Source organism: Streptomyces sp. NBC_00986 (assembly GCF_045162565.1).
Lineage (GTDB): Bacteria > Actinomycetota > Actinomycetes > Streptomycetales > Streptomycetaceae > Streptomyces.
This window is the reverse complement of the sequence record NZ_CP108733.1, coordinates 4,161,000-4,186,250: the sequence shown is the minus strand read 5'-3', so window position 1 is coordinate 4,186,250 and position 25,251 is coordinate 4,161,000. Positions and strand designations below refer to the sequence as shown.

Genomic DNA, 25,251 nt, shown 5'->3' with positions numbered 1-25,251 from the left:
GGACGGGCTGAATAATGCCGGCCGGCGCCTACACCGTCAGGTTGCTACGCAGGGCGCAGCCAGACCGTTGCCAGCGGGGGGAGGGTCACTCGGATGCTGGTGGGGCGGCCGTGCCACGGTTGGGGTTCGGGCTTGATGGGGTCCGGGTTGGTGATGTCGCCGCCGCCGTAGAGGGCCGTGTCGGTGTTGAGGGTTTCGTGCCAGGCGGGGATGTCTTCGGGGGTGCCGAGGCGGTAGTCGTGGCGGACTACCGGGGAGAAGTTGCTGACGGCGAGGAGGGGGGAGCCGTCGGTGTCGTAGCGGAGGAAGGCGAAGACGTTGTCCTCGGCGGCGTCGCCGGTGATCCACTGGAAGCCGGACGGGTCGGTGTCCAGTTGCCACAGGGCCGGGGTGTGGCGGTAGACCGTGTTGAGGTCGCGGACGAGGTCGCGTACGCCTCGGTGGTCCGCTTCCGCGCCGTAGGCCGGGTCCAGGAGCCACCAGTCGGGGCCGTGGGTCTCGGACCACTCGGCGCCCTGGGCGAACTCCTGGCCCATGAAGAGGAGTTGCTTGCCGGGGTGGGCCCACATGAAGGCCAGGTAGGCGCGGAGGTTGGCGCGTTGTTGCCACCAGTCGCCGGGCATTTTCGACACCAACGACCGCTTGCCGTGGACGACTTCGTCGTGGGAGATCGGGAGGACGTAGTTCTCGCTGTACGCGTAGACCATCGAGAACGTCATCTCGCCGTGGTGGTGCTTGCGGTGGACGGGTTCGTGCGACATGTAGTCGAGCGAGTCGTGCATCCAGCCCATGTTCCACTTCAACCCGAAGCCCAGGCCGCCGAATCCGCCGGGTCCGACGTGGTCCGTGGCCCGCGTGACGCCGTCCCAGGCGGTGGACTCCTCGGCGATCGTCACGACACCGGGCACCCTGCGGTACACGGTCGCGTTCATCTCCTGGAGGAAGGCGACGGCGTCGAGGTTCTCCCGGCCGCCGTGCTCGTTCGGGGTCCACTGGCCCGGTTCGCGTGAGTAGTCGAGGTAGAGCATCGAGGCGACCGCGTCCACGCGCAGCCCGTCGATGTGGAACTCCTCGCACCAGTAGACGGCGTTCGCCACAAGGAAGTTGCGCACCTCGCGGCGGCCGAAGTCGAACTCCAGCGTGCCCCAGTCGGGGTGCGCGGCCCGGAGCGGGTCCTCGTGCTCGTACAGGGGGCGGCCGTCGAACTCGGCCAACGCCCAGTCGTCGCGCGGGAAGTGGGCCGGCACCCAGTCCATCAGGACGCCGATACCGGCCTGGTGCAGCGCGTCGACCAGGAACTTGAAGTCGTCGGGGGTGCCGAGGCGGGAGGTCGGGGCGTAGAAGCCGGTGACCTGGTAGCCCCACGAGCCGCCGTACGGGTGCTCGGCGACCGGCATCATCTCGACGTGGGTGAAGCCCAGGTCCTTGACGTAGGCGGGGAGTTGCTCGGCGAGCTGACGGTAGGTCAAACCCGGGCGCCAGGAGGCGAGATGGAGCTCGTAGATGGAGAGGGGGGCCGTGTGGGCGGGGAGCTCGGCGCGCTGGGCGAGCCATTCCGCGTCGTTCCACTCGTAGTGCGAGGCGTGGACGATCGAGGACGTGGCGGGCGGGACCTCGGTGTGGCGGGCCATCGGGTCGGCGCGCATCGTCTTCGAACCGTCCGGCCGGGTGATCTCGAACTTGTACAGCTCGCCCTCGCCGATGCCGGGCATGAACAGTTCCCAGACTCCGGTGCCGCCGAGTGAGCGCAGCGGGGCGCCGGTTCCGTCCCAGAAGTTGAAGGTACCGGCGAGGCGTACGCCCTGCGCGTCCGGCGCCCACACGGTGAAGCGGGTGCCGGTGACTCCCTGATGCGTCATCGTCCGCGCCCCGAGCGCCTGCCACAACTCCTCGTGCCGGCCCTCACCGATCAGGTGGAGATCCAGGTCGCCGAGCGCGGGCAGGAATCGGTAAGCGTCCTCGATCTCCTGCACGGCGCCGTCGTAGGCCACGGCGAGCCGGTACTCCGGCACGCCCTGCAACGGCAGCAACCCTGAGAAGAACCCGTCCCCGTCGTCGTGCAACTCGGCCTTCAACTGGCCTGCCACGACTGTGACTCCGAGGGCGAACGGCCGGAACACCCGGAAGGCTATTCCGCCGGGGACCGGGTGGGCGCCGAGTACGGAGTGGGGGGCGTGGTGGGTTCCGTGGAGGAGGCGGTCTCGGTCTGTGGCGTCCAGGGCGGGGGAGATGGTGGGGGTTGGGGGAGGGGTGGGCTGTGTGGCCGGCTCCGGGGTGTCGGCGGGGGCTGTCAGCGGGGTTGGTGCGGTGGGTGCGGGCGTGGATGTGGTTGGCTCCGCGGCCTCGGCTGAGGTCGGAGGGGTGGTTGGCTTCGGGGTGTCGGCCGCAGCCGTCAGCGGGGCTGGCGCCGAAGCGGGAGCGGTGGTTGAGGCCGGTGCGGTGGTCGGCGTCAGCGGGGTGGTCGGCTCCGGGGCGTCAGCCGCAGCCGTCAGCGGGATCGGCGTCGCAGCTGGAGCGGCGGGCGGGGCCGGTTCGGTGAGCGGGGTCGGCGGCGTCTGCGGTTCGGTCGGCTTCGGTGCGTCGGCCGAGGTCGGTGCGGTGGTCGGGGGTGCCATCGACTCCGAGGTGGTGGCCGGGGTCGTCGGCTGGATCTGAGTCGGAGCGGTTACCGGGGCCGGGGGTATGGCTGGCGGCTCCGGGGCGTCGGCCGGAGTCCGGTCCGGCGCGGATGCGGTTGGCGGCGACGGCGGTATGGCCGACTCATGTGCGTCGGTCGGGGCTATCAGTGGCGCCGGGGCCGGGGCCGGTGCGGTGGTCGGCGTCGGAGGTGTGGCCGGCTTCGGGGCGTCGGCCGATACCGGCAGCGTGGCGGGAGCGGGAGCGGGAGCCGGAGCGGTGGGCGAGGTCGGTGTGGCTGACGGGGGCGCCGGTGTGGCCGACTTCGGCTCCGGGGCCGGGGTATCGGCCGGGGTCGACAGCACCGCCGGAGCCGGAGCGATAGGCGACGTGGACGGGGTCGGCAGTGTGGCCGGCTTCCGCTCCGAGGCGTCGGCCGGGGTCGACAGCACCGCCGGAGCCGGAGCGATAGGCGACGTGGACGGGGTCGGCAGTGTGGCCGGCTTCCGCTCCGAGGTGCCGGCCGGAGTTGGCAACACCGCCGGAGCGGGTGCGGTGGGCGGCGTCGAGGACGTGGTCGGTTCGGCGGCCTCGATCACCGCCGGCGGCGAGGCCGACTCCGAGGCGGGACCTGCCTCTGAGATGGGACCCGGTTCCGAGGCGGGACCTGCCTCTGAGATGGGACCCGGTTCCGAGGCGGGAACGGGCTCTGAGGTTGGACCCGGCTCCGAGGGGAGACCCGGCTCCGAGGCGGACACGATGCCGGGGGCAGCAGCCTCCTGACCCGGTGTGGAAGCCGCCTGCTCTGCTGCGGAAGCCTGTTCTGCTATGGAAGCCTCCTGTGCTACGGAAGCCTCCCGCGCTACGGAAGCCACCTGCTCAGGTGCGGCTTCCGCGCCCTCCGATACGGAAGCCGCGCCTTCCCGCGAGGGAGAAGCCGGCCCCGAATCCCCCCCCGTGTCGGCGGTCACCGTCCTCCGCGTGGACTTCTCGTCAGCCGCGATCGCCTTCCTGGCCAGGCCCTTCTTCGCCGAGTTCTTCTTCCCGGCACCCTTCTTGGGCACAACCTTCTTCGCGGCGGCGTTCTTGGTCACGCCCTTCTTCGCTGCGGCCCTCTTCGTCACGGTCTTCCTCGCGCTGTCTGTCTCCGCCACGACGTCTTCTGCCGAGCCCGTCTCCGCCGGGATCTTCGCGGTCACGTTCGTCCTCTTCGCCGTACCCGTCTTCGCGGCGCTCGTCTTCGTCATGGCCTTCTCCGTCGCAGCTTCTGTCGCCGAGGTGTCTTCCGCCGAACCAGTCTTCGCCACGGCGTTCTTCTTCGTAGCCTGCTCGGCCGCGGCCTTCTTGAGCACGGCGTTCTTGGCCGCCGCCTTCGTTGCCGCTGCCTTCTTCGTACCGGCGTTCTTCGTCGTCGCCCTCTTGGCCGCGGCCTTCCCGGGCTCAGTCGCCTCGGCCGGCGTGTTCTTCTTCGCCGTTTTGGCCCCGGCCTTTCCAGGCTTGGCTGTCTCGGCCGGCGTGTTCTTCTTCGCTGTCTTGGCCGCGGCCTTCTCCGGCTCAGGCGTCTCGGCCGGCGTGTTCTTCTTCGCCGTCTTCGCCCCAGCCTTGCCAGACTCAGTCGCCGCGGCCGACGCGTTCTTCTTTGCTGCCTTGGCTCCGGCCGCTTTTCCAGACTCAGCCGTCTCAGCCTGCGCGTCCTTCGCCACCGACCTCGTGGCCCCGGCCTTACCGGCCTTACCGGGCGCAGCCGTTTCCGCCGCCGCCCCCTTCGCCCCGGCCTTCTTCGCGTCGGCGCTCCCCGTCCCGCCCCTCTTCTTCATCGCCTTCTCCGAAGCCGCCGTGTCCGAAGAAGCCGCCCCCTTGCTCGCAGCCTCTTCGTCGGCAGCCTCATTAACCCTGCCTCCATCGCCCACTGCCTTCTCGCCCGCAGCCCCCGTAACCGCGCCCCCCTCAACCCTGCTCCCCTTCCCCACAGCCTCGGCGCCCTTCCCCACCCCGCCGCCGCCCGCGCCCCCCTTCTCCAAAGGAGCCGTCGGCTGCACTTCCGCACCGCTCTTCCCCGCGGCCGTTTTCCTGCTCGGCTTTGGATCGGAACCGTTGGAGGGGGGACGCGGGGTCACGGGTAGAGCCTCCTGAGCGGGGTGGGTTCGAGGCGGGTGGGATGCGGTTGAGGTGGGGCGGGTCACGTCGTGGGGTTCGCCAGTCGCCGTATCGCCGACAAGGGGACCGGGAGCCAGTCCGGGCGGTGGCGGGCCTCGTAGAGGACTTCGTAGATCGCCTTGTCCGTCTCGTACGCGCGGAGCAGCACCGGATCCGTACGCGGATCCACCCCCGTCACCTCCGCGTACCCCGAGCAGTACGCCGCCCGGCACATGTCCGCCCAGTCGGGCGCAGCCGGTGTCGTCGAGTGGGCCGCGTAGTCGAAGGAACGGAGCATCCCCGCGATGTCCCGTACCGGAGGCTGGGGCATACGGCGTTCCGCGAGGGGCCTGGACGGCTCGCCCTCGAAGTCGATCAACGACCATTCCCCGGACGGCGAGTGCAGGCACTGGCCCAGGTGGAGGTCGCCGTGGATGCGTTGGGCGGTCCAGGTGTGGCCCTCCGCGGCCAGGTCCGCCAAGGCCGAGAACGCCGAGTGCAGGCCAGGGGCGTACGGGCGGAGCGCCGGGACCGCCTGCGCCGCCGCGTCCAGGCGCTCGGTCATGCCGTTCACCAGCTGTTCCAGTTGTGCGTGGCCCAACGTCATCGTCGGTAGCGCTCGCGCCAGGGCCACGTGGACCTCCGCCGTCGCCCTGCCCAGTGACCTCGCCTCCGTGCCGAAGTCCTCGCCCTTGGACAGTTCGCTCAGCGCCAGTTCCCAGCCGTCCGCCGCGCCCTGCACGAATGGTTGGAGGACTCCCAGGACGTACGGCTCGTCGGCGAACTCCGCCCGTAGCCACGCCGTCGGGGCCGGTACCCGCGGGCAGCCCTCCAGGGCCAGGGCCAGCGGGAGTTCCAGGTCGGGGTTGGTGCCGGGGACGATCCTGCGTAGGAGTTTCAGGATGTACGTGTCGCCGTAGACCACCGATGAGTTGGACTGTTCGGCCGTCATCAGGCGCGGGGTCAGGCCGGGGCCGATCTCCGGGCTGTCCGGGGCCCGTTCGAAGCGCAGCCCGCCGATGCGGGCCCGGGTGCGCAGCGCCTCCAGGAGCACCTCGGCGGGCCGGGGGTCGTACAGGGCCTCGTACACCGTGTGACCGGCGAGCGGGCCCTCCTCCACATGTCCGATCAGCGCGGGCGCGAGCCGGGGTGGCAGCGCCTCGCGCACGCCTATGAGGAGTTGGTAGCAGTCGCCGGGGGCGGGGGACTGGTGGGCGCGGACCAGGAGGTGGTACAGGCCCGGCTTGGTGCCGTCCACCGGGAGCAGCTCGGTCGCCGCCACCAGCGAGAAACCCGTGACGGGACGGCCCTTGCCCGCGAACCACCGCTGCCTCGGCAACCACTCCCGCAGGAGGGGGTCGAGGGACGCGAGGAGGCCGGGGCCAGGACCGGGACTGGTCCGGCCGGAAATTGTGACAGTCTCCGCCATAGGTGTCACATTCCTTTCCCCGGGGGTGGGTCGGGGTGTCACTGTTGCGTGCCCCGGGCGGGGCGGGGGAAACCGAAACCGCCCCGCCCCACCGGGATCCAGCCCGGATCCGGCAGCGATCTAGGCGGCTTCCTTGCGGAGCCGGAACCAGTAGAAGCCGTGCCCCGCCAGCGTCAGCAAGTACGGCAGCTCTCCTACGGCCGGAAAACGCACCCCGCCGAACAGTTCGACCGGATGCCTCCCATTGAACGCCCGCAGGTCCAGTTCCGTCGGCTGCGCGAACCGGGAGAAGTTGTTCACGCACAGCACGAGGTCGTCCTCGTACTCGCGCAGGAACGCGATCACCGCCGGATTGGACGACGGCAGCTCCCGGTACGAACCCAGCCCGAACGCCAGGTTCTGCTTACGGATCTCGATCATGCGGCGCGTCCAGTGCAGCAGCGAGGAGGGCGACGACATCGACGCCTCGACGTTGGTGACCTGGTAGCCGTAGACGGGGTCCATGATGGTCGGCAGCGACAGTCGGCCGGGGTCACAGGACGAAAAACCTGCGTTGCGATCCGGTGTCCACTGCATCGGCGTGCGCACGGCGTCGCGGTCGCCGAGCCAGATGTTGTCGCCCATGCCGATCTCGTCGCCGTAGTAGAGGATCGGCGAGCCGGGCAACGACAGCAGTAGGGCCGTGAAGAGTTCGATCTGGTTGCGGTCGTTGTCGAGCAACGGGGCCAGGCGCCGCCTGATACCGATGTTGGCTCGCATACGCGGGTCCTTCGCGTACTCCGCCCACATGTAGTCGCGTTCCTCGTCGGTGACCATTTCCAAGGTCAACTCGTCGTGGTTGCGCAGGAAGATGCCCCACTGGCAGCCGGACGGGATCGCCGGGGTCTTGGCCAGGATCTCCGAGACGGGGTAGCGGGACTCCCGGCGGACCGCCATGAAGATCCTCGGCATCACCGGGAAGTGGAACGCCATGTGGCATTCGTCGCCGCCGCTCTGGAAGTCGCCGAAGTAGTCGACGACGTCCTCGGGCCACTGGTTCGCCTCCGCCAGCACCACCGTGTCGGGGTACTGCGCGTCGATCTCCTTCCGCACCCGCCGCAGGAAGTCGTGGGTTGCCGGAAGGTTTTCGCAGTTGGTGCCCTCGGCCGCGAACAGGTACGGGACCGCGTCCAGACGGAAGCCGTCGATGCCCAGGTCCAGCCAGAACTTCAGCGCCGAGATGATCTCTTCCTGCACGGCCGGGTTCTCGTAGTTGAGGTCCGGCTGGTGGGAGAAGAAGCGGTGCCAGAAGTACTGCTTGCGGACGGGGTCGAAGGTCCAGTTGGAGGCTTCGGTGTCGACGAAGATGATGCGGGCGTCGGGGTACTGCTTGTCGTCGTCGGCCCACATGTAGTAGTCGCCGTACGGCCCGTCGGGGTCCTTGCGGGACTCCTGGAACCACGGGTGCTGGTCGCTGGTGTGGTTCATGACGAAGTCGATGATGACGCGCATGCCGCGTTGGTGGGCGGAGTCGACGAACTCGACGAAGTCGGCGAGGTCGCCGAATTCGGGGAGTACGGCGGTGTAGTCGGAGACGTCGTAACCGCCGTCGCGGAGTGGGGATTTGAAGAAGGGTGGCAGCCAGAGGCAGTCGACGCCGAGCCACTGGAGGTAGTCGAGTTTGGCGGTGATGCCCTTGAGGTCACCGACGCCGTCGCCGTTGCTGTCCTGGAAGGAGCGGACCAGGACCTCGTAGAAGACGGCGCGTTTGAACCACTCGGGGTCCCGGTCCTTGGCGGGAGTGTCCTCGAAGGTGTCCGGGACGGGCTCGTTGACGATCATATGGTGGGTGACCCTCCGATCTGCGGGGACGGTCGCAGGACGGTGAGGATGTGTGCGGGCCGGTTACCCGGCTCCAGGCGCACATAGTTGGCCCTGCCCCAGTGATAGGTCTCGCCGGTGAGCTCGTCGCGCACCGGCACCGACTCGTGCCATTCCAGGCCGAGTTGCGGCATGTCCAACGAGACCGTGGCCTCCTGGGTGTGGTGAGGGTCGAGGTTCGCGACCACCAGAACCGTGTTCGAACCGCTCCGCTTCGAGTACGCGATCACCGCCTCCTGATCCACATCGTGGAAGTGGAGATCGCGCAACTGCCGCAACGCCGGGCTGCGGCGCCGGATGTCGTTGAGCTTGCCCAGCAATGGCGCGATGCTACGTCCTTCCCGCTCGGCCGACACCCAGTCGCGGGGACGGAGTTGGTACTTCTCGGAGTTGAGATACTCCTCGCTGCCGGGCCGCAACGGAGTGTTCTCGCACAACTCATACCCGCTGTACACCCCCCACGTCGGGGCGAGGGTCGCGGCGAGCACCGCGCGCAGTTCGAAGGCCGGCCGGCCGCCGTCCTGGAGGAACTCGTGCAGGATGTCCGGGGTGTTCACGAACAGGTTCGGCCGCATGTAGGCAGCCGCCTCGCCCGACAACTCACTCAGATATTCGGTGAGTTCCTGCTTCGTGTTGCGCCAGGTGAAGTAGGTGTACGACTGCTGGAACCCGATCTGCGCGAGGGTGTGCATCATCGCGGGGCGGGTGAACGCCTCGGCCAGGAAGATGATGTCCGGGTCGGTGCCGTTGATCTCCGCGATCACCCGCTCCCAGAACACGACGGGCTTGGTGTGCGGGTTGTCGACGCGGAAGATCCGCACGCCGTGGTCCATCCAGTGCCGCAGCACGCGCACGGTCTCCGTGATCAGGCCGTCCATGTCCCGGTCGAAGGCGATCGGGTAGATGTCCTGGTACTTCTTCGGCGGGTTCTCCGCGTAGGCGATCGTCCCGTCGGGGCGGTGGTGGAACCACTCCGGGTGCTTCTCCACCCACGGATGGTCCGGGGAGCACTGGAGCGCGAAGTCGAGCGCGATCTCCATCCCCAGCTCGGCGGCCCGGGCGACGAACGCGTCGAAGTCCTCCAGCGTGCCCAGCTGCGGGTGGATCGCGTCGTGCCCGCCCTCGGGGGAGCCGATCGCCCAGGGGACGCCGACGTCTTCGCGCCCTGCGGACAGGGTGTTGTTCGGGCCCTTGCGGAAGGTCGTCCCGATCGGATGGATCGGCGGCAGGTATACGACGTCGAAGCCCATCGCCGCGATGCCGTCCAGGCGTTTCGCCGCTGTGCGGAACGTGCCGTGGGGCTGGGCCGGGGTGCCCTCGGAGCGCGGGAAGAACTCGTACCAGGCGCCGTAGAGGGCCCGCTCCCGCTCGACGAGAAGCGGCCGGGGTTCGGCGGCCGTGACCAGTTCCCGCAGGGGATACCGGGCCAGGACCCCGTCCACCTCCGGCGTCAGCGCGGCGGCGAGGCGGGACGCGGGCGGGCGGGTCTCGTCGCGGAGGGCGGACACGGCGGCGCGGAGGACGGGGCGGAGGCCCTTGCCCTTCGGGACGCCGGAGATGGCGCGTTCGTACAGGCGCGCGCCCTCCTCCAGGACCAGGTCCGTGTCCATTCCGGCCGGGATCTTGATCCGGGCGTGGTGGCGCCAGGTGGCGACCGGGTCGCTCCAGCCCTCCACGGTGTAGGTCCACCGGCCGGGTTCGCCGGGCGTGACCGTGGCGCCCCAGCGGTCGGAGCCCGGGGCGAGCTCCCGCATCGGGGTCCAGGGGCCGGGGCGGCCGTCCGGGTCGTAGAGGACGGCGTTGGCGGCGACCGCGTCGTGGCCCTCGCGGAAGACGATGGCCGAGACCTCGAACGCCTCACCGGTGACCGCCTTGGCGGACCGGTGGCCGTGCTGGACGACCGGCCGGACATCGAGGACGGGGATGCGTCCGATGCCGGGCGATGTGCCGTCCGCGGAGGGTGGCTCCGGGGCGGGTGGTGCCGTGCCGGCGGGGCGCACGGGGGGCGTGGCCTTGCCGGGTGTCGGGGGTGCTGACGAGTGGTGCGTGGCGGGCATGACCGCTCCTGTCCGCGTCAACGTGGGTGTGGGCGGATGGATGTGGGGAGGTGGGTCCTGCGAAGAAGATCCCGTGGTCCGCTGGGGGGCGTACCGGTGGAGCCTTCCCACCCTATTCGGGTTAGCAATCCGGCAGGTTGCTAACTACTTACGCGCAGGTCTCCACAAAAGATCCAGGCCCCGTCCTGGGCGAACGGGGCCCGAACCGTCACTCCCGCACTACGACCGCGGTACTTGCAGAAGTTTGTCCGGCGAACCGAGCCCGGCGCCGGACACCTTGCCGGAAACCGCCCCCGAGACGAGAGCCGCGGAGATCTGTGCCGGGGTGGCACGCGGGTGGCCGGCGAGATAGACGGCCGCCGCGCCGGCCGCGTGGGGTGATGCCATCGACGTACCGGAGAAGGTCGCCTTCCCCGTGTCGCTCGCGTACGACGTGGAGGTGATCGAGACGCCCGGGGCGAACAGGTCGACGGCCGGCCCGAAGTTCGAGAAGGCCGCCCGGGCGTCTGTCCTGTCGGTGGCGCCGACCGTGATGGCCTCCTTCACGTCCGCGGGGGAGTACAGGCCGGCCGACAGCCCGTCGTTGCCCGCCGCGACCGTGTACGTGACACCGGAGGCGATCGAGTTGCGTACGGCCGCGTCCAGCTGGGCGTTGTGGTAGCCGCCCAGGCTGAGATTGGCGACCGCGGGCTTGTGCGCGTGCCGGGTGACCCAGTCGATACCGGCGATGACCTGCGAGGTCGTACCGGCTCCTGCGTTGTCGAGGACCCGTACGGCGACGACCCCGGCCTTCTTGGCGACGCCGTACGTGGTGCCGGCGATCGTGCCGGCGACATGGGTGCCGTGGCCGTTGCCGTCCTGGGCGGTGGCGTCGTTGTCGACGAAGTCCCAGCCGTAGCTCGCCCGGCCGCCGAAGTCCTTGTGGGTGATGCGGATGCCGGTGTCGATCACGTACACCGTCACCCCGCTGCCCCCGGACTGCGGTGAGGTGTAGCTCCTGCTCAGCGGCAGGCTCGCCTGGTCGAGCCGGTCGAGCCCCCAGGACGGCGGATTGCGCTGGACGCGGGCGGCGCCACGGCTGCTGCCGTCCAGGGTGACCCGGGTGTCCTGGGTGACCGAGGCGACCCGCGCGTCCGCGGCGAGGAGTCTCGCCTGTCTCTCGTCGGCCTCGATGGCGTAGCCGTTGAGGGCGGTGCCGTAGGTGTGGCTTATCTTCGCCCCGTATTTCGTGGCGAGGCCCTTGCCTGCGGCCGACGGAGCCGCTGTTCCCCCTTTCAACGTCACCAGGTAGCTGCCGCTGACGGAACCGGGTTCACCGGCGCCGAGTATGGTCCCCTCCGGTGCGGCGTGCGCGGGCAGGGTGATGGCCGAAAGCACCACGACTGTGGTGACCGCGGTCAGGCCACCCGCCCGGCGCAGACGCCGCGTACGCGTCCGTGCCATGTCGAGTTCCCCTCCTTCAACTCTCCACAGGGCAGCCTCTCGTGAGGCGCGAAGCACCACAAGGGCGCATGAGGGCGCCTTTTCGGTACATGCCGGTTCAACTTCTTCAGCGCGGGCCGGCAACAACCAGCCCGTCCGGCGTTTGAGGACGAGGCCGTTCAGGCCGACGGGGGTCTGGGGGCGAAGCCCCAAGCGAGGGCGACACCATCGCCGGTACCGTCATCACACACGACGACACACATAGCCGTGTGTCATCCAGCGAAGCGCCGAGGTGGAGCTGTGAAGGCGATCCGTCGATTCACCGTCCGTCCCGTTCTCCCCGAACCCCTCCGACCTCTCAGTGATCTGGCGCGCAATCTGCGCTGGTCCTGGCACGCCGACACCCGTGATCTCTTCCAGTCCGTCGATCCCGAGCGCTGGACCGCCTCGGAACGCGATCCCGTACGACTCCTCGGCAGCGTCTCCGCCGAGCGGCTCGCGGAGCTGGCCGAGGACACCCGTTTCCTGCGCCGGCTGACCGAGGTCGCGGGCGACCTCGCCGACTACGTGGGCGGTGACCGCTGGTATCAGGCCCAGTCCGGTGAACTGCCCGCCGCCGTCGCCTACTTCTCACCCGAGTTCGGCGTGACGGCCGCCCTGCCGCAGTACTCCGGCGGCCTCGGTATCCTCGCCGGCGACCATCTCAAATCGGCCAGCGATCTCGGCGTACCGCTGATCGGCGTCGGACTCCTCTACCGGCACGGCTACTTCCGCCAGTCGCTGTCCCGGGACGGCTGGCAGCAGGAGCACTATCCCGTCCTCGACCCCAACGAACTCCCGGTGGCGCTGCTGCGGGAGGAGGACGGCTCCCCGGCCCAGGTCTCCCTCGCGCTGCCCGGTGGCCGCTCGCTGCGCGCCCGGATCTGGCTGGCCCAGGTCGGCCGGGTACCGCTGCTGATGCTCGACTCCGACGTCGAGGAGAACGACGTCGGCGAGCGCGGCGTGACCGATGTCCTCTACGGCGGCGGCAGTGAACACCGCCTGCTCCAGGAGATGTTGCTGGGTATAGGAGGGGTGCGGGCGGTCCGGACGTACTGCCGCCTCACCGGTCACCCCGAGCCCGAGGTGTTCCACACGAACGAAGGACACGCGGGCTTCCTCGGCCTGGAGCGGATCGCCGAACTCTGCGACGCGGGGCTGGACTTCGACGCCGGCCTGGAGGCGGTGCGGGCCGGCACGGTCTTCACCACGCACACCCCCGTACCGGCCGGAATCGACCGTTTCGACCGGGAGTTGGTGGCCCGGCACTTCGGTTCCGAGGCCGAACTCCCGCGCCTGGACGTCCAGCACATCCTGAGCCTCGGCATGGAGACCTACCCGGGCGGCGAACCCAACCTCTTCAACATGGCAGTGATGGGCCTGCGCCTGGGCCAACGGGCCAATGGCGTCTCCCTGTTGCACGGCCAGGTGAGCCGCGAGATGTTCTCCGGACTCTGGCCCGGGTTCGACGCCGAGGAGGTGCCGATCACCTCCGTGACCAACGGGGTGCACGCGCCGACCTGGGTCGCCCCCGAGGTGTTCCGGCTCGGCGCCCGGCAGATCGGTGCCCAACGCACCGAGGACGCGCTGACGGTGGGCGGTTCGGACCGCTGGGACGCGGTCGCGGAGATCCCGGATCAGGACATCTGGGAGCTGCGCCGCGATCTGCGCGAGCAGTTGGTCGTGGAGGTACGGGAGCGCCTGCGCGCGTCCTGGCGTCAACGCGGCGCCGGATCAGCCGAGTTGGGCTGGATCGACGGCGTCCTCGACCCCGACGTCCTCACGATCGGATTCGCGCGCCGCGTCCCGTCGTACAAGCGCCTGACGCTCATGCTGCGCGACCGCGACCGCTTGATGGACCTCCTCCTGCACCCGGACCACCCGATCCAGATCGTGGTGGCGGGCAAGGCGCACCCGGCGGACGACGGCGGCAAGCGGCTGGTCCAGGAGCTGGTGAAGTTCGCGGACGACCCGCGCGTCCGGCACCGGATCGTGTTCCTGCCCGACTACGGCATGGCGATGGCGCAGAAGCTGTACCCCGGCTGCGACATCTGGCTCAACAACCCGCTCCGCCCACTGGAGGCCTGCGGCACGAGCGGCATGAAGGCCGCCCTGAACGGCTGCCTCAACCTCTCGGTCCTGGACGGCTGGTGGGACGAATGGTTCCAGCCCGACTTCGGCTGGGCGATCCCCACGGCGGACGGTACGGGCACGGACCCCGACCACCGGGACGACGTGGAAGCCGCGGCCCTCTACGACCTTCTCGAACAGCGCGTCACCCCGCGCTTCTATGAGCGGGGCCAGGACGGGCTCCCCGACCGCTGGATCGAGATGGTCCGCCAGACCCTGACGTTGCTGGGCCCGAAGGTCCTTGCCGGGCGCATGGTCCGCGAGTACGTGGAGCGGCTCTACGGCCCCGCCGCGCACGCCCATCGCGCCATGACCCCGGACGCCGCCCGTGAACTGGCCGCCTGGAAGGGGCGGGTGCGCGCCGCTTGGCACGGGGTGACCGTCGACCACGTGGAGACGTCTGCGGCTACGGCCACGGCTGAACTTGGTACGACGTTGAATCTCCGGGTGCGGGTGGGGCTGGCGGGCCTCGCCCCGGACGACGTCGAAGTGCAGGCGGTTTCGGGGCGGGTGGATCCGGAGGACCGGATCGGGGACGCGACTACGGTCCCCTTGAAGTCGGCGGGAGGTCCGGACTCGGAGGGGCACTGGTTGTACGAGGGGCCGCTTGCCCTTGATCGCACCGGGCCCTATGGGTACACGGTGCGGATTCTGCCTGCGCACCGACTCCTCGCGTCCAGTGCGGAGTTGGGGTTGGTGGCGGTGCCTTTGGAGGATGGGGTCGAAGGCGCGGGGGTGTTGATGCGGTAGCCGTTGTTCCGAACCCCGTCGCCTGCCCGTGAACCCCGCGTCACCTGAGCGACCTGAGATCTTGGGGAATTCATGAAGGTCGCGCGACGGGGTGGGGTTGGGGCGTGGGCGGGGGCGTTTCGCGCTGCGTGGAACACGGGCGCGCTTACGGGGCAGGACGGTTCATCTCCGGTCTGACGGTTTCGGCGCTGTTGGCGGCGCTGCCTGTGTTGGGTACGGCCGCGCCGGTCGCGCATGCCGATGCCTCGGACGCGACGACGTCCGAGGCATCGGCCGCGCTGAAGCAGGCGGCTGCCTCCGGGGACCAGGTGGAAGTCGCCGGAGAGCGCCAGGAGTACTCCACGACCTACGCCAACCCGGATGGTTACTCCTACACCCTCGACCAGTCCGCCGTTCCGGTGCGTGTGGCGAAGCCGGGCGGTCGTGGGCGGCGTCGGATGCGACGCTGGAGCACCGGGCCGACGGTTCGATCGGCCCGAAGGCTTCCGTGGCCGACATCTCCTTCTCTGCCGGTGGCGACGGCGCGAGCCTGGTGAAACTCACCGAGAACGGGCGGTCGTTGAGCCTGGGCTGGCCCGGCACGCTGCCTGAGCCCACCCTGACCGGCGCTTCCGCCACATACGCGGAGGTGCTGCCCGGTGTGGACCTGAGAATGACGGCCACGGTCGAGGGCGTGAAGCAGGTGCTCATCGTCAAGTCCGCCGAAGCGGCGGCCAATCCGGATCTCAAGAGGATCGAGTTCTCGTTCAAGAGCCAGGGCCTCGTCGTCAGCGGCCGCTCTGGCGGCGGTCTGGCGGCGGTGGACGAGGACGGCAACACGGTGTTCCGCTCCCCGGCCGCACAGATGTGGGACTCGGCGGGTGATGTCGACACGAGCGGGACGACCACGATGTCGCTCGTGTCCAGCGCTGACGACGAACCGGTCCAGGACGGCGACGGCGAGACCTCCCCCGACCCGGCCAAGGGCCCCGGCGACGGCGACGCGTCGGCCGTACTGCCCGTCACGCTGACCGGGGATTCGGTCGCGGTCGAACCGGACGCGGGCCTGCTGAGCGGTGCGAACACGGTCTACCCGCTGTACGTCGACCCGGATGTCGCGCTGGAGGAGTCCGAGCGCACCGTGCTGTCCTCCGACGGCGACACCTTCTGCAACTTCTCCGGCGGCGGTGACGGCGAAGGCACCGGTTACTGCGGCACGTACGTGACCGGGGGCTACGCCTACTACTGCGGTTCGGGCTACAAGCAGCGCATGTACTTCGAGTTCGCGCCGGCCAAACTGGCGGGCAAGCGGGTATTGGACGCCGCCTTCCGGGCCACCGAGCGCTGGTCGATGTCGTGCACGAAGACGGTCGTCGACCTGGTGCGCACCGGCAACATCTCCTCCGCGACCCGCTGGCCGGGCCCGACGTCGAACTGGGACGTCATGGGAGACCGGACGGTGGCCGCGGGGCCGGGTTCGCTGTGCGATCCGGACCAGCCGGACGCCCCGATCGAGTTCAACGATGATCCGACCCAGAGCTACGAGAACCTCACCGCGACGGTCAGGAACTTCGCGGACGGCGACTTCTCTCGTCTGACGCTGATGCTCAAGGCGCACGACGAGTCCGATCCCAACGGCTGGAAGCGATCCAGCGGATCCTGGGTGACGAAATATCCCACGTCGACGTGTCAATCATCAAGATGGGAGGAGCCTTCGATAATGGGCCATTCATCGGGATCAAATGAGTGGACTTCCGGATTGGATCTCGACTGCTCTATATATGTCGATTCGGAAGATCGTGATTCTGTGCTGCGTTCCATTGCGCGGAAGATCGATGGGGAAGTCCAGGGATTTGGAAGTCTTGTGGCGCCCGCACTGAAGGCCTATGCGGCTCACAATGAGCGTTTTCAGTGTGGCCACTGATCGGGTGACGGGGGCAGTGTGACGTCGGGGTGCGCAACGGACAGGGCTCCCGTGCCGTTGAGGGAGGTGTTCGACGTCTCAATTCGACAGCACAGGAGCCCTGTTGGTTGCGTATCCTGCCGCACTCGACTGCCCCACGCCCTGGTCGAGTGGGTCACGATGCTCATCGTCACCCGTGAGGGTGACCGGCGGTGCAAGCTCCCGCCGCACCGCCGTGCGCTGGTCGCACTCGTGTACCTGCGGCGCCACGACACCCTCGCCCGTATCGCCGCGGGCTTCGGGATATCCGTCGGCACCGCCCACGCCTATGTCACCGCGGTCACCGGTCTGCTCGCCGCGCAGGCGCCAGGCCTGCTGAAGACGCTGCGCGCGCACGACCCGGACTTCGTCCTCCTGGACGGCACGCTCGCAGAGTGCGACCGCGTCGGCGACGGCAGGGGCGACTACTCCTCGAAACACAAGCGGCACGGGGTGAACGTGCAGGTCGTCACGGACCCAGCCGGCGAGATTCTGTGGCTGTCGCCGGCACTGCCGGGCCGGACCGACGATCTGACGGCCGCCCGCACCCACAAGATCCTCCGGATCTGCGCGCGCCAGGGCATCCCGATCCTCGCCGACATGGCCTACATCGGTGCAGGCGACTGGGTCACCACCGCCAAGCGCCGCCCGCCAGGCGGTGAACTCACCCTCACCGAGCGGACCGAGAACCGGGCCCTGTCCGCGGCCCGGGCACCTGTCGAACGAGGCATGGCACGGCTGAAGTCCTGGCAGATCTTCCGCAGATCCCGCATCAGCCCCAACCGCATGAGCGTCATCGCCAAGGCCGTCCTCACCCTGGAGAAGCAACGCTGAAAACGCTCAATGACTATGAGTCCGGCCTAGCGGATACTTCGGACTTCATCGAGTGGCCATCGGTTCTTGAGATCGATCCCGTTCCTGGAGTCGAAGCGGAAATATTCGTGAATGCCGTCAGTGTTTCCCTGGAAGCGTTGTGGGAGGCGGGGTTTCGAGCCGTGGCGGCTTGTGACTTCGAGTACCGCCTCCCGTGTTCCGGTGGAATTCATCGAATTTCCTGAGGCCCCTCACACCTCCGAATACGGCGCGCACATCTGGCGCAGTGTGCTGCCGATCTTTCGTGCGTACGCGTGCTGCAAGCCCCTCGTCGCCGGGCCGCCCATCCGTGCGTACCACTTGGCGCCGCGGCTGAAGGCCGACACCGTCAGCCAGACGGTGCCGTCGCCCGTGCGGTCGACCACGAACGCTTCCTCGCCGGATTCGGGGTGGCCGGGGAGGGTGCCGTAGGCCCAGCCGGCTCTGCGGTGTTCCTCGACCGTCCAGACGATGCGGCACGGGGCCTTGATGAGGCCGGCGAGGGTGACCGTCACGTCCACGCCGGGGGACGCCTTGTCCGCGGTGGCCTCGATGCCCACGCCCATCTCGCGGTGCAGTTCCCAGGTCAGGACCGCTTCGGCGGCCCGGCGGAAGACCTTCTCGCCCTCGCCGATCCGGGTGCGCACATACAGGGGGTGGAAGCCCGGGGGGCAGAAGCCGCGTTCGCGGGTCGCGCCGACGTCGTCGTACGTGAAGGACATGGAACCCAAGAGTAGGGCGGTACCCGGATATGCCTTCGCTCCGGGTACCGCCCTTATCGCTCAGCTGTCAACTCGGGTGCTGTCAGGTGACGTTGACGGCCGTCCAGGTCGCCGCCACCGCCGCGTACTCGGCGGAGCTGGAGCCGTAGAGCGCCGCCGCCGCCGACAGGGTGCCGGTGCGGGCCGACTTGTAGTTGGTCGTCGACGTGAAGTACGTCGTCAGCGCCTTGTACCAGATCTGCAGCGCCTTGGCGCGACCGATGCCGGCGAGCGTGGCGCCGTTGTACGTCGGGGAGTTGTAGGCCACCCCGTTGATCGTCTTCGAGCCACTGCCCTCGGACAGGAGGTAGAAGAAGTGGTTGGCGACACCCGACGAGTAGTGCACGTCGAGGTTGCCGACCGAGGAGGACCAGTAGTTGGCGGAGCCGCCGTCCTTGCTGGGCTGGTCCATGTAGCGCAGCGGGGTGCCGTCGCCGTTGATGTTGATCTTCTCGCCGATGAGGTAGTCACCCACGTCGGACGAGTTGTTGGCGTAGAACTCCACGCCGGTGCCGAAGATGTCCGAGGTCGCCTCGTTCAGGCCGCCGGACTCGCCCGAGTAGTTCAGGCCCGCGGTGTTGGAGGTGACGCCGTGGCTCATCTCGTGGCCGGCCACGTCGAGCGAGGTGAGCGGGTGGGTGTTGCTCGACCCGTCGCCGTACGTCATGCAGAAGCAGCTGTCGTCCCAGAACGCGTTCACGTACGAACTGCCGTAGTGGACACGGGAGTAGGCGCCGACACCGTTGTTCTTGATGCCGCTGCGGCCGAACGTGGCCTTGTAGAAGTCCCACGTCTCCTGGGCGCCGTAGGCGGCGTCCGCGGCGGCGGTCTGGTCGGTGGTGGAGCTGGAGGCCGCGCCGGTGCCCCAGACGTTGTCCGCGTCGGTGAACAGCGTGCCGGTGCCGGACGTCTTGTGCGCCAGGTTGTACGTCTTGTGGCTGCCGCGCGTGGCGTCGGTCAGGCTGTACGTCGAGCCCGACAGGGTCGTGTCGAGGCTGACGGTGCCCGAGTAGAGGGTCTTGCCGGTGCCGGTGGCGTTCTCGATGCCCTGGTACTCGAAGAGCTTCTTGCCGGAGGCCGCGTCGGTGATGACGTGCAGCTGGTTCGGGGTGCCGTCGTCCTGGAAGCCGCCGACGATCGTCTCGTAGGCGAGGACGGGGGTGCCGGTGCCGGCCCAGATGACCTTGCGGGCACCGTCGGCGGCGGTCTTGTCCGAGCCGGCGGCCTTGGCGATGGTCAGCGCCTGCTTCTCGGCCTTGGCGGTGGAGATCTTCGGCGTGACGGTGGAGACCTTGATGGTCGCCGCGTGCGCCTTGGTGACACCCTCGGTCTTGCCGGCCGGCGAGGTGTGCACGACGAGGTCGCCACCGAGGACCGGGAGGCCCGCGTAGGTGCGCTCGTAGCGGGTGTGGAGCGTGCCGTCGACGTCCTTGACGACGTCCTTGACGACCAGCTTCTCCTTGGTGCCGAGGCCTATCTGCTGGGCGGTCTCGGGCGCGGCGGCCTGCTTCTCCTGGACCAGCGCGGCGCGCGCGGAGTTGGAGAGGAGCTGCGGGGCGGCGGCGAGGGGCGCCGGCTTGGCCGCGGCGGGCTGTGCGGAGGCACCGGTGGTCACTCCGGTGGCGAGCAGGGCGCCGGCGGCGACCGCGGTGGCGATGGCCAGGGTGGTGCGCTTGTGACGCGCGTAGAGGGGGGTCACGCAAGCTCCTCTGTGGGGGAGTCCGGCAGTGTGGGGTTACTGACGGAGCGGGTTGTGAATTGGCTGTGCTGAAGCGGCGTGAGGGAAGAGTGGCACCAGGGGCGCGTACATGTCAGGACCCCCAAGTGATGTTGGCTGAAAATCGACTGTCCGGTGAACGTTGCCGCAATGTAAACGCCCACAACAGGGCGCCGCCCCGGAGTTGAAACCCCGGGGCGGCGTCTTGTTTGTGCGGCGTGAAGTGGACGGCTGGGTTTTACGGGAACGTAAGCTTCCAGCTGTTGATGTAGCCGGTGTCCTGTGCCGCCACGTCCTGGACCTTCAACTTCCATACGCCGTTGGCGACTTCGGAGGACGCGTTGACCGTGTAGGTGGCCTGCACGTTGTCCGCCGAGTCGGACGAGCTGGAGTTCTTCAGGCGGTACGTCGACCCGTCCGGAGCGACCAGGTCGATCACCAGGTCACCGCGCCAGGTGTGCACGATGTCGACCGCGACCGCGAGGTTCGTGGGTGCGTTGCCCGTTCGCCCGGACACGGTGACCGAGGACGTGACTGCCGCCCCGTTGTCCGGAATCGACACGTCGGCCGTGTTCTCGAACGACGTGCCGCCACCGCCGCCGCCACCGGAGCGCGCACCGACCGCGACGGCCGCCCACGCGTCCTGCACCGCCTTGTACTCGGCGCCCGTCGTGCCGTACAGCTCACCGGCCGCCGCGAGCGTCCCGGTGCGGGCCGCCGCGTAGTTGGTGGTGGACGTGAACTTCGTGGTGAGCGCGCGGTACCAGATCTGCAGCGCCTTGTCCCGGCCGATGCCGGTGACCGGAAGCCCGTCCGAGGTGGGCGAGTTGTAGCTGACGCCGTTGATGACCTTGGCGCCGCTGCCCTCGCTCAGCAGGTAGAAGAAGTGGTTGGCGATGCCCGACGAGTAGTGCACGTCGAGGTTGCCGACACCCGAGTACCAACTGTCCGCCGAGCCGCCGTCCTTGCTCGGCTTGTCCATGTAACGCAGCGGCGTGCCGTCGCCGTTGATGTCGATCTTCTCGCCGATGAGGTAGTCGCCCACGTCGGTCGAGTTGTTGGCGTAGAACTCGACGCCCGTGCCGAAGATGTCGGAGGTCGCCTCGTTCAACCCGCCTGATTCACCCGAGTAGTTGAGTCCGGCGGTGTTGGAGGTGACGCCGTGGCTCATTTCGTGCCCCGCCACGTCGAGGGCCGTCAGCGGGTCCGCGTTGCCGGAGCCGTCGCCGTACGTCATGCAGAAGCAGCTGTCGTCCCAGAACGCGTTGACGTACGAATTCCCGTAGTGGACACGGGAGTAGGCGCCGACGCCGTTGTTCTTGATGCCGCTGCGGCCGAACGTGTTCTTGTAGAAGTCCCAGGTCTCGGCCGCGCCGTAGTGCGCGTCGGCGCCGGCCGTCGCCGCGTTCGACGTGGTGCTGTTGCCCCAGGTGTTGCTGGTCTGCGAGAACAGCGTGCCGGTGCCGGACGTCCCGTGGTTCAGGTTGTACGTCTTGTGGCCGCCGCGGTCGCCGTCCGTCAGGGTGTAGTTCGAGCCCGACTGCGTCGTCGTCAGCGGGACCGAGCCGCTGTACTGGGTGTTGCCGGTGCCGGTGGCGTTCTCGATGCCCTGGTACTCGTAGAGCTTCTTGCCGGTGGCCGCGTCGGTGATGACGTGGAGCTCGTTCGGGGTGCCGTCGTCCTGAAGACCGCCGACGACCGTCTCGTAGGCGAGAACCGGCTTGCCGCTCGCGGCCCAGATCACCTTGCGGGCCGAGTCCGCGGCCGACTTGGTGGAGCCGAGCGCCTTGGCGCGGGAGACCGCCTGCTTCTCGGCCGCCGCCGTCGTGACGTCCGGGGTGAGGTCGGCGACCGCGATGGTGGCGTTCGTCGCCTTGATGACGCGCTCGGTGGCACCGGACTTGGCGGTGTCGACCACCAAGTCGCCGCCCAGGACCGGGAGTCCGCCGTAGGTGCGCTCGTAGCGCGTGTGGACCGTGCCGTCGGCGTCCTTGATGACGTCACGGACGACGAGCGCCTCCTTGGCGCCGAGGCCGATGTCCTTGGCCGTCGAGGTCCGCGCCGACGAGGCGTCGCGGAGCAGCTCGGCACGCTGCGAGGGGGAGAGCGAGAGGGCCGTGTGCGCCGGATTCCCCTTGCCGGCAAGGGGGTTGGCCGGAGCGGCGGAGGAGGTCGCGCCGGCCTGGACGGCCGCGGCGAGCAGAGCGGTGACGCCGGCTACGGCGACTATGTGGGAGGTGCGTCTGCGCGAGGAATTGCTTCTCAACACTGACTCCTTCGGGACGGTCGCGGGTCGCGCGACCTGGGGAGATCACAGGGATCACAGTGATCACTGGTGTGAAGCTGTGGGGTTGCTGTGAAGCGCCAGAGGGAAGAGTGGCAGCAGTCCGCGCTTTCTGTCAGGAGCGCGTCAGGAGGTTGGCCGGAATTCGTCCGTTGTCCGGATGTTCAAGTCCGTTATCCGGACCGTCACTTGACGATTCTTTGACCGTGAACAGAAATTTTCCGGGCCGACATGCCCCCGGAACCAACCCGTAAAAGATCCGGCACGATCCTGCCGTTCGAACCGGCGGTCCTGCCGGACCGCCGCTCCCACGAAGGGAGTTGACGGCTGCAGTGATTCCTTATCCCAACTGGCTGGACGCGGGCGACAACGCCTGGCAGCTCGTCGCGGCGACACTCGTCGGCCTGATGAGCATCCCCGGCATCGCGATCCTCTACGGCGGCCTGGTCCAGCGCAAATGGGTCGTGAACACCATGTTCATGGCCTTCACCGGCTTCTCACTGGTGCTGGTCGGCTGGGTCCTCTGGGAGTTCAAGATGGGGTTCGGTGAACCCCTGAACTCCCACTGGCCCGGCATCCTCGGCGCGTTCGTCGGCCGGCCCGGCACCATCGTCGGTTCGGCGAGCGAACAACAGCAGGCGTGGATACCGCTCGTCAACGGCAACGACCTGATGCCGAGCTTCCACTTCTCGCAGTCCACGCTCGCCTACTTCCACTTCGCGTTCGCGGCGATCACGCCCCTGTTGTTCATGGGCAGCGTGGTCGGCCGCATGAACATCCGCGCGTGGCTGCTGTTCGTCCCGCTGTGGTCGACGCTGGTCTACACGGTCAACGCCTTCCTGCTGTGGGGCGGCGGCTGGTGGGCGGCCAAGGGCGCGCTCGACTACTCCGGCGGCTACGTCATCCACCTCGCCGCCGGCACCTCGGGCTTCGTCGCGGCGGCGGTGATCGGACCCCGCCTCGCCCGTGACCGCGCACACGGCGTGCCCAACAACCTCCCCATGGTCGCCGTCGGCGCGGGCATCCTCTGGCTCGGCTGGAACGGCTTCAACGGCGGCGACATGTACTTCGGCGGCCACAACGCGGCCCTCGCGGTCCTCAACACCAATCTCTGTACGGCAGTTGCCCTGCTCGTCTGGGTGTTCTGGGACATGTTCGTCGGACCGCAGCGCAAGCCGACCTTCCTCGGCGGCATCAACGGCATGATCGTCGGTCTGGTGGCGATCACCCCGGCGGCAGGCTTCGTCACCGGGATCGGCGCGATCTACATCGGCGTCATCGCGTCCTCGATCGTCTGGCTGGCCTGGAACTACCTGTCCAAGGTCCCGCCGTTCAACAAGGTCGACGACGCGCTCGGCGTCGTCTACACCCACGGCATCGCGGGCCTGGCGGGCGGCATGCTCGTCGGCATCTTCGCCGACCCGGCGGTCGCCGTGTACCTCAACAAGGACGGCTCCACGGCGTGGTCCACCAGCGGCTGGCTCTACGGCAACGTCGACCAGCTGTGGAAGCAGGCGGGTTCGGCCGGAACGGTCATCCTCTACGACGCCGCGATGACGTTCCTCATCCTCAAGGCGATCGGCCTGTTCGTGAAACTGCGGGCGCCGGACGAGGTGTTGGAGGCCGGTGACATCGCGGTCCACGACGAGGAGGCGTATCCGGCGGAGTCGGCGGTGGCGTCCGCGTCCGTGCCCGAACCGGTGGCGGCAGTGGCGGCACCGGCGCCGCTCGCGGAGAAGGCCGGGGAACCGGACTCGGGCTGAGATGCCGGGAGTTGAGGCCGGGTGAAACTGGTGACCGCGGTCCTCCCTCCGCACCGCGTCCCGGACGTCATGAAGGCCCTCCAGCCGTTCGGGGTGCGCGGAGTGACCGTGACGGAGGTGCGGGCCTATGAGCCCCGGACGGTCCGGGTGGAGGTCTACCGCGGCAGCGAGTACCGGGTGAACCTCGCCCCGCGGCTCCGGCTCGACATCCTCACCCTGGACTTCGACGCCACCGACCTGGTCCGCGTGATCCGTGCCGCGGGAGTCCGCGGCACGGGTGGCGGCACGGTGTGGGTGACTCCGGTGGAGGAGGTGGTGCGCATCAGGACACGGGAGCGGGGGCCGGACGCGGTGTGAGCCGGGCATCCCGGAGGTTCGCGCACCTCAGCCGAACCGGGCCTCCGGGATCGACTCCAACTGCCTTACCCACTCCGGGTACTTGGCGGCCTTGGCGGCGGCGGCCCGGCCGACTTCCGCGCCGAGACCCGGGTCCATGTCGTCGGAGAAGCGGACGGCCGTGATGCGCTGGATGTGCGGCAGGATCGTGTAGTCCCCCTCCAGGTGGACCGGGTCGTGCAGGTACCGCTCCAGCGCGGCGAGGTCCGGCACGGCCGCGCAGTAGGTGTGCGTGTACCCGTCGTCCGGGCCGATGTCCTGGCCGACGACACCGAACGCGGCCGACTCCACGGACGCCGTGCGCCGCATCGCCGCGAGCACGGCGGCCTTGTCCTCCTCGGTCGTGCCGTCCTTGAAGCTGAACCGCAGGATGTTGACGATCACCGGACTCCCTCTCGGACGTCGCATGTCTCATCTGAACCAGCGGGTTCAATTTAGTGGTCCATCGAGTCAGACTCAAGGGGATACCCTGCGCAGATGACTGCGACGACCCGAGGAACCCGGGGGCGGATCGACAAGCGACAGGCGATCCTGGACGCGGCCTTCGCCGTCTTCGCCCGCCGGGGGTACGCGCAGGCGTGCGTGAAGGAGATCGCCGACGAGGCGGGCGTGGCCAAACCGACCGTCTACAACCACCTCACCGACAAGGAGACCCTCTTCCGGCACGCGGTGGAGGCCGCGGCCGACGCGGTGGCGGCGGAGAACCTCGCCGTCGTCGAACGGCTCCGCGACCCGGGTGACGATCTGCGCGGAGCCCTCGCGGACACCGGCCACCGACTGCTCGGGGTGTGCTGCGGCGAACGCTCCCGGGCGCTGCGCTGGCTGACGTACTCCCAGGTCGGCGGCTTCCCCGACCTGATCGAGGCCGTCCAGTCGCGGACGTCGGACCGGATCGCCGAGGCGCTCGCCGACCGGCTGGCCCGCCTCGTGCTGGCGGGCCGGCTGCGCTCCTGCGATCCGACGCTCGCGGCGGAACAGTTCCTTGCGCTCCTCGCCGGTCCGCTGGAAAGCCGTAGCCGCCTCGGTACGCACAAGGTGCCGGCCGCGGAGATCCGCGCGGTGGCGGACGCGGCGGTCGACACCTTTCTGCGGGCGTACGGGGTCTGAACTCCGCGCGG

Annotated in this window: 17 protein-coding genes and 1 pseudogene; 9 read left to right on the top strand and 9 right to left on the bottom strand. The window is 69.0% G+C overall.

All coding sequences use genetic code 11. From position 1 onward, the window contains the following. Nucleotides 1–44 precede the first annotated feature (44 nt). Nucleotides 45–2,453 carry a 1,4-alpha-glucan branching enzyme gene (gene glgB, locus OG504_RS17925; RefSeq protein WP_405996363.1) on the bottom strand — a complete coding sequence of 803 codons (2,409 nt, stop codon included), beginning with the start codon at nt 2,451–2,453 and terminating at the stop codon, nt 45–47. Between glgB and OG504_RS17920 the strand changes: the two genes are divergently transcribed. The 3 genes from OG504_RS17920 (at nt 2,422) to OG504_RS17910 (ending at nt 4,749) form a co-directional block, all read left to right on the top strand. Beyond that, a complete protein-coding gene (locus OG504_RS17920) occupies nt 2,422–2,655 on the top strand; it encodes a hypothetical protein (RefSeq protein ID WP_405996642.1) in 234 nt (77 codons plus the stop codon). The genes glgB and OG504_RS17920 overlap by 32 nt on opposite strands. Nucleotides 2,656–2,751: 96 nt before the next feature. Next, nucleotides 2,752–3,399: a hypothetical protein gene (locus OG504_RS17915; protein ID WP_405990730.1), complete on the top strand. Its 648-nt coding sequence runs from the start codon at nt 2,752–2,754 to the stop codon at nt 3,397–3,399. 198 nt (nt 3,400–3,597) lie between these two features. Next, nucleotides 3,598–4,749, top strand: coding sequence for a hypothetical protein (locus tag OG504_RS17910; RefSeq protein ID WP_405990729.1), 1,152 nt, complete (start codon nt 3,598–3,600; stop codon nt 4,747–4,749). 46 nt (nt 4,750–4,795) lie between these two features. Here the strand turns inward: OG504_RS17910 and OG504_RS17905 are convergent, their stop codons facing one another. From OG504_RS17905 to OG504_RS17890, 4 genes are all read right to left on the bottom strand, one after another. Continuing rightward, complete coding sequence (locus OG504_RS17905; protein ID WP_405990728.1) at nt 4,796–6,181, bottom strand: maltokinase N-terminal cap-like domain-containing protein; 1,386 nt, start codon at nt 6,179–6,181, stop codon at nt 4,796–4,798. A gap of 120 nt (nt 6,182–6,301) precedes the next feature. Further along, nucleotides 6,302–8,002: a maltose alpha-D-glucosyltransferase gene (treS, locus tag OG504_RS17900; protein WP_405990727.1), complete on the bottom strand. Its 1,701-nt coding sequence runs from the start codon at nt 8,000–8,002 to the stop codon at nt 6,302–6,304. After that, nucleotides 7,999–10,098, bottom strand: coding sequence for an alpha-1,4-glucan--maltose-1-phosphate maltosyltransferase (locus OG504_RS17895; protein WP_405990726.1), 2,100 nt, complete (start codon nt 10,096–10,098; stop codon nt 7,999–8,001). Before OG504_RS17895 ends, treS begins: the two co-directional genes overlap by 4 nt. 219 nt (nt 10,099–10,317) lie before the next feature. Further along, the gene (locus tag OG504_RS17890; protein WP_405990725.1) at nt 10,318–11,541 is read right to left on the bottom strand and encodes a S8 family peptidase; all 1,224 of its coding nucleotides are present in this window, start codon (nt 11,539–11,541) and stop codon (nt 10,318–10,320) included. A 279-nt stretch (nt 11,542–11,820) separates the two neighbouring features. Here OG504_RS17890 and OG504_RS17885 point away from each other — a divergent pair, with 279 nt between their 5' ends. The 3 genes and pseudogenes from OG504_RS17885 (at nt 11,821) to OG504_RS17875 (ending at nt 17,194) form a co-directional block, all read left to right on the top strand. After that, nucleotides 11,821–14,439: a glycosyltransferase family 1 protein gene (locus tag OG504_RS17885; RefSeq protein ID WP_405990724.1), complete on the top strand. Its 2,619-nt coding sequence runs from the start codon at nt 11,821–11,823 to the stop codon at nt 14,437–14,439. Between the two features lie 487 nt (nt 14,440–14,926). After that, on the top strand, nt 14,927–16,342 hold the full coding sequence (locus tag OG504_RS17880) for a hypothetical protein (protein WP_405990723.1): 1,416 nt from the start codon (nt 14,927–14,929) through the stop codon (nt 16,340–16,342). Between the two features lie 103 nt (nt 16,343–16,445). After that, nucleotides 16,446–17,194: pseudogene (locus OG504_RS17875) on the top strand (transposase family protein). 230 nt (nt 17,195–17,424) lie between these two features. On the opposite strand, the gene OG504_RS17870 reads toward OG504_RS17875, so the two are convergent. The 3 genes from OG504_RS17870 to OG504_RS17860 all read right to left on the bottom strand — a co-directional run bounded on the left by OG504_RS17870 (nt 17,425) and on the right by OG504_RS17860 (nt 21,956). Continuing rightward, nucleotides 17,425–17,934 (bottom strand): DUF1990 family protein, encoded by a 510-nt coding sequence (locus OG504_RS17870; protein ID WP_405990722.1) that lies wholly within the window; start codon nt 17,932–17,934, stop codon nt 17,425–17,427. A gap of 82 nt (nt 17,935–18,016) precedes the next feature. Continuing rightward, nucleotides 18,017–19,672, bottom strand: coding sequence for a M4 family metallopeptidase (locus OG504_RS17865; protein ID WP_405990721.1), 1,656 nt, complete (start codon nt 19,670–19,672; stop codon nt 18,017–18,019). 256 nt (nt 19,673–19,928) lie between these two features. Next, complete coding sequence (locus OG504_RS17860; RefSeq protein ID WP_405990720.1) at nt 19,929–21,956, bottom strand: M4 family metallopeptidase; 2,028 nt, start codon at nt 21,954–21,956, stop codon at nt 19,929–19,931. A gap of 350 nt (nt 21,957–22,306) precedes the next feature. Between OG504_RS17860 and OG504_RS17855 the strand changes: the two genes are divergently transcribed. After that, on the top strand, nt 22,307–23,737 hold the full coding sequence (locus OG504_RS17855; RefSeq protein ID WP_405990719.1) for an ammonium transporter: 1,431 nt from the start codon (nt 22,307–22,309) through the stop codon (nt 23,735–23,737). 21 nt (nt 23,738–23,758) lie between these two features. Beyond that, a complete protein-coding gene (locus OG504_RS17850; RefSeq protein ID WP_405990718.1) occupies nt 23,759–24,094 on the top strand; it encodes a P-II family nitrogen regulator in 336 nt (111 codons plus the stop codon). 27 nt (nt 24,095–24,121) lie between these two features. On the opposite strand, the gene OG504_RS17845 is transcribed toward OG504_RS17850, so the two are convergent. Next, entirely contained in the window at nt 24,122–24,541 is a 420-nt protein-coding gene (locus OG504_RS17845; RefSeq protein ID WP_405990717.1) for a Dabb family protein, read from the bottom strand. 69 nt (nt 24,542–24,610) lie between these two features. Between OG504_RS17845 and OG504_RS17840 the strand changes: the two genes are divergently transcribed. After that, complete coding sequence (locus OG504_RS17840) at nt 24,611–25,240, top strand: TetR/AcrR family transcriptional regulator (RefSeq protein WP_405990716.1); 630 nt, start codon at nt 24,611–24,613, stop codon at nt 25,238–25,240. The last annotated feature ends 11 nt before the right edge of the window (nt 25,241–25,251 follow it).

What these genes read in the sequence shown, in the direction of transcription:
- OG504_RS17915 (WP_405990730.1), top strand. Translation starts at nt 2,752, where the DNA reads ATGGCCGACTCATGTGCGTCGGTCGGGGCTATCAGTGGCGCCGGGGCC.
- OG504_RS17905 (WP_405990728.1), bottom strand. Translation starts at nt 6,181, where the DNA reads ATGGCGGAGACTGTCACAATTTCCGGCCGGACCAGTCCCGGTCCTGGC.
- treS (WP_405990727.1), bottom strand. Translation starts at nt 8,002, where the DNA reads ATGATCGTCAACGAGCCCGTCCCGGACACCTTCGAGGACACTCCCGCC.
- OG504_RS17895 (WP_405990726.1), bottom strand. Translation starts at nt 10,098, where the DNA reads ATGCCCGCCACGCACCACTCGTCAGCACCCCCGACACCCGGCAAGGCC.
- OG504_RS17890 (WP_405990725.1), bottom strand. Translation starts at nt 11,541, where the DNA reads ATGGCACGGACGCGTACGCGGCGTCTGCGCCGGGCGGGTGGCCTGACC.
- OG504_RS17870 (WP_405990722.1), bottom strand. Translation starts at nt 17,934, where the DNA reads ATGTCCTTCACGTACGACGACGTCGGCGCGACCCGCGAACGCGGCTTC.
- OG504_RS17845 (WP_405990717.1), bottom strand. Translation starts at nt 24,541, where the DNA reads ATGCGACGTCCGAGAGGGAGTCCGGTGATCGTCAACATCCTGCGGTTC.
- OG504_RS17840 (WP_405990716.1), top strand. Translation starts at nt 24,611, where the DNA reads ATGACTGCGACGACCCGAGGAACCCGGGGGCGGATCGACAAGCGACAG.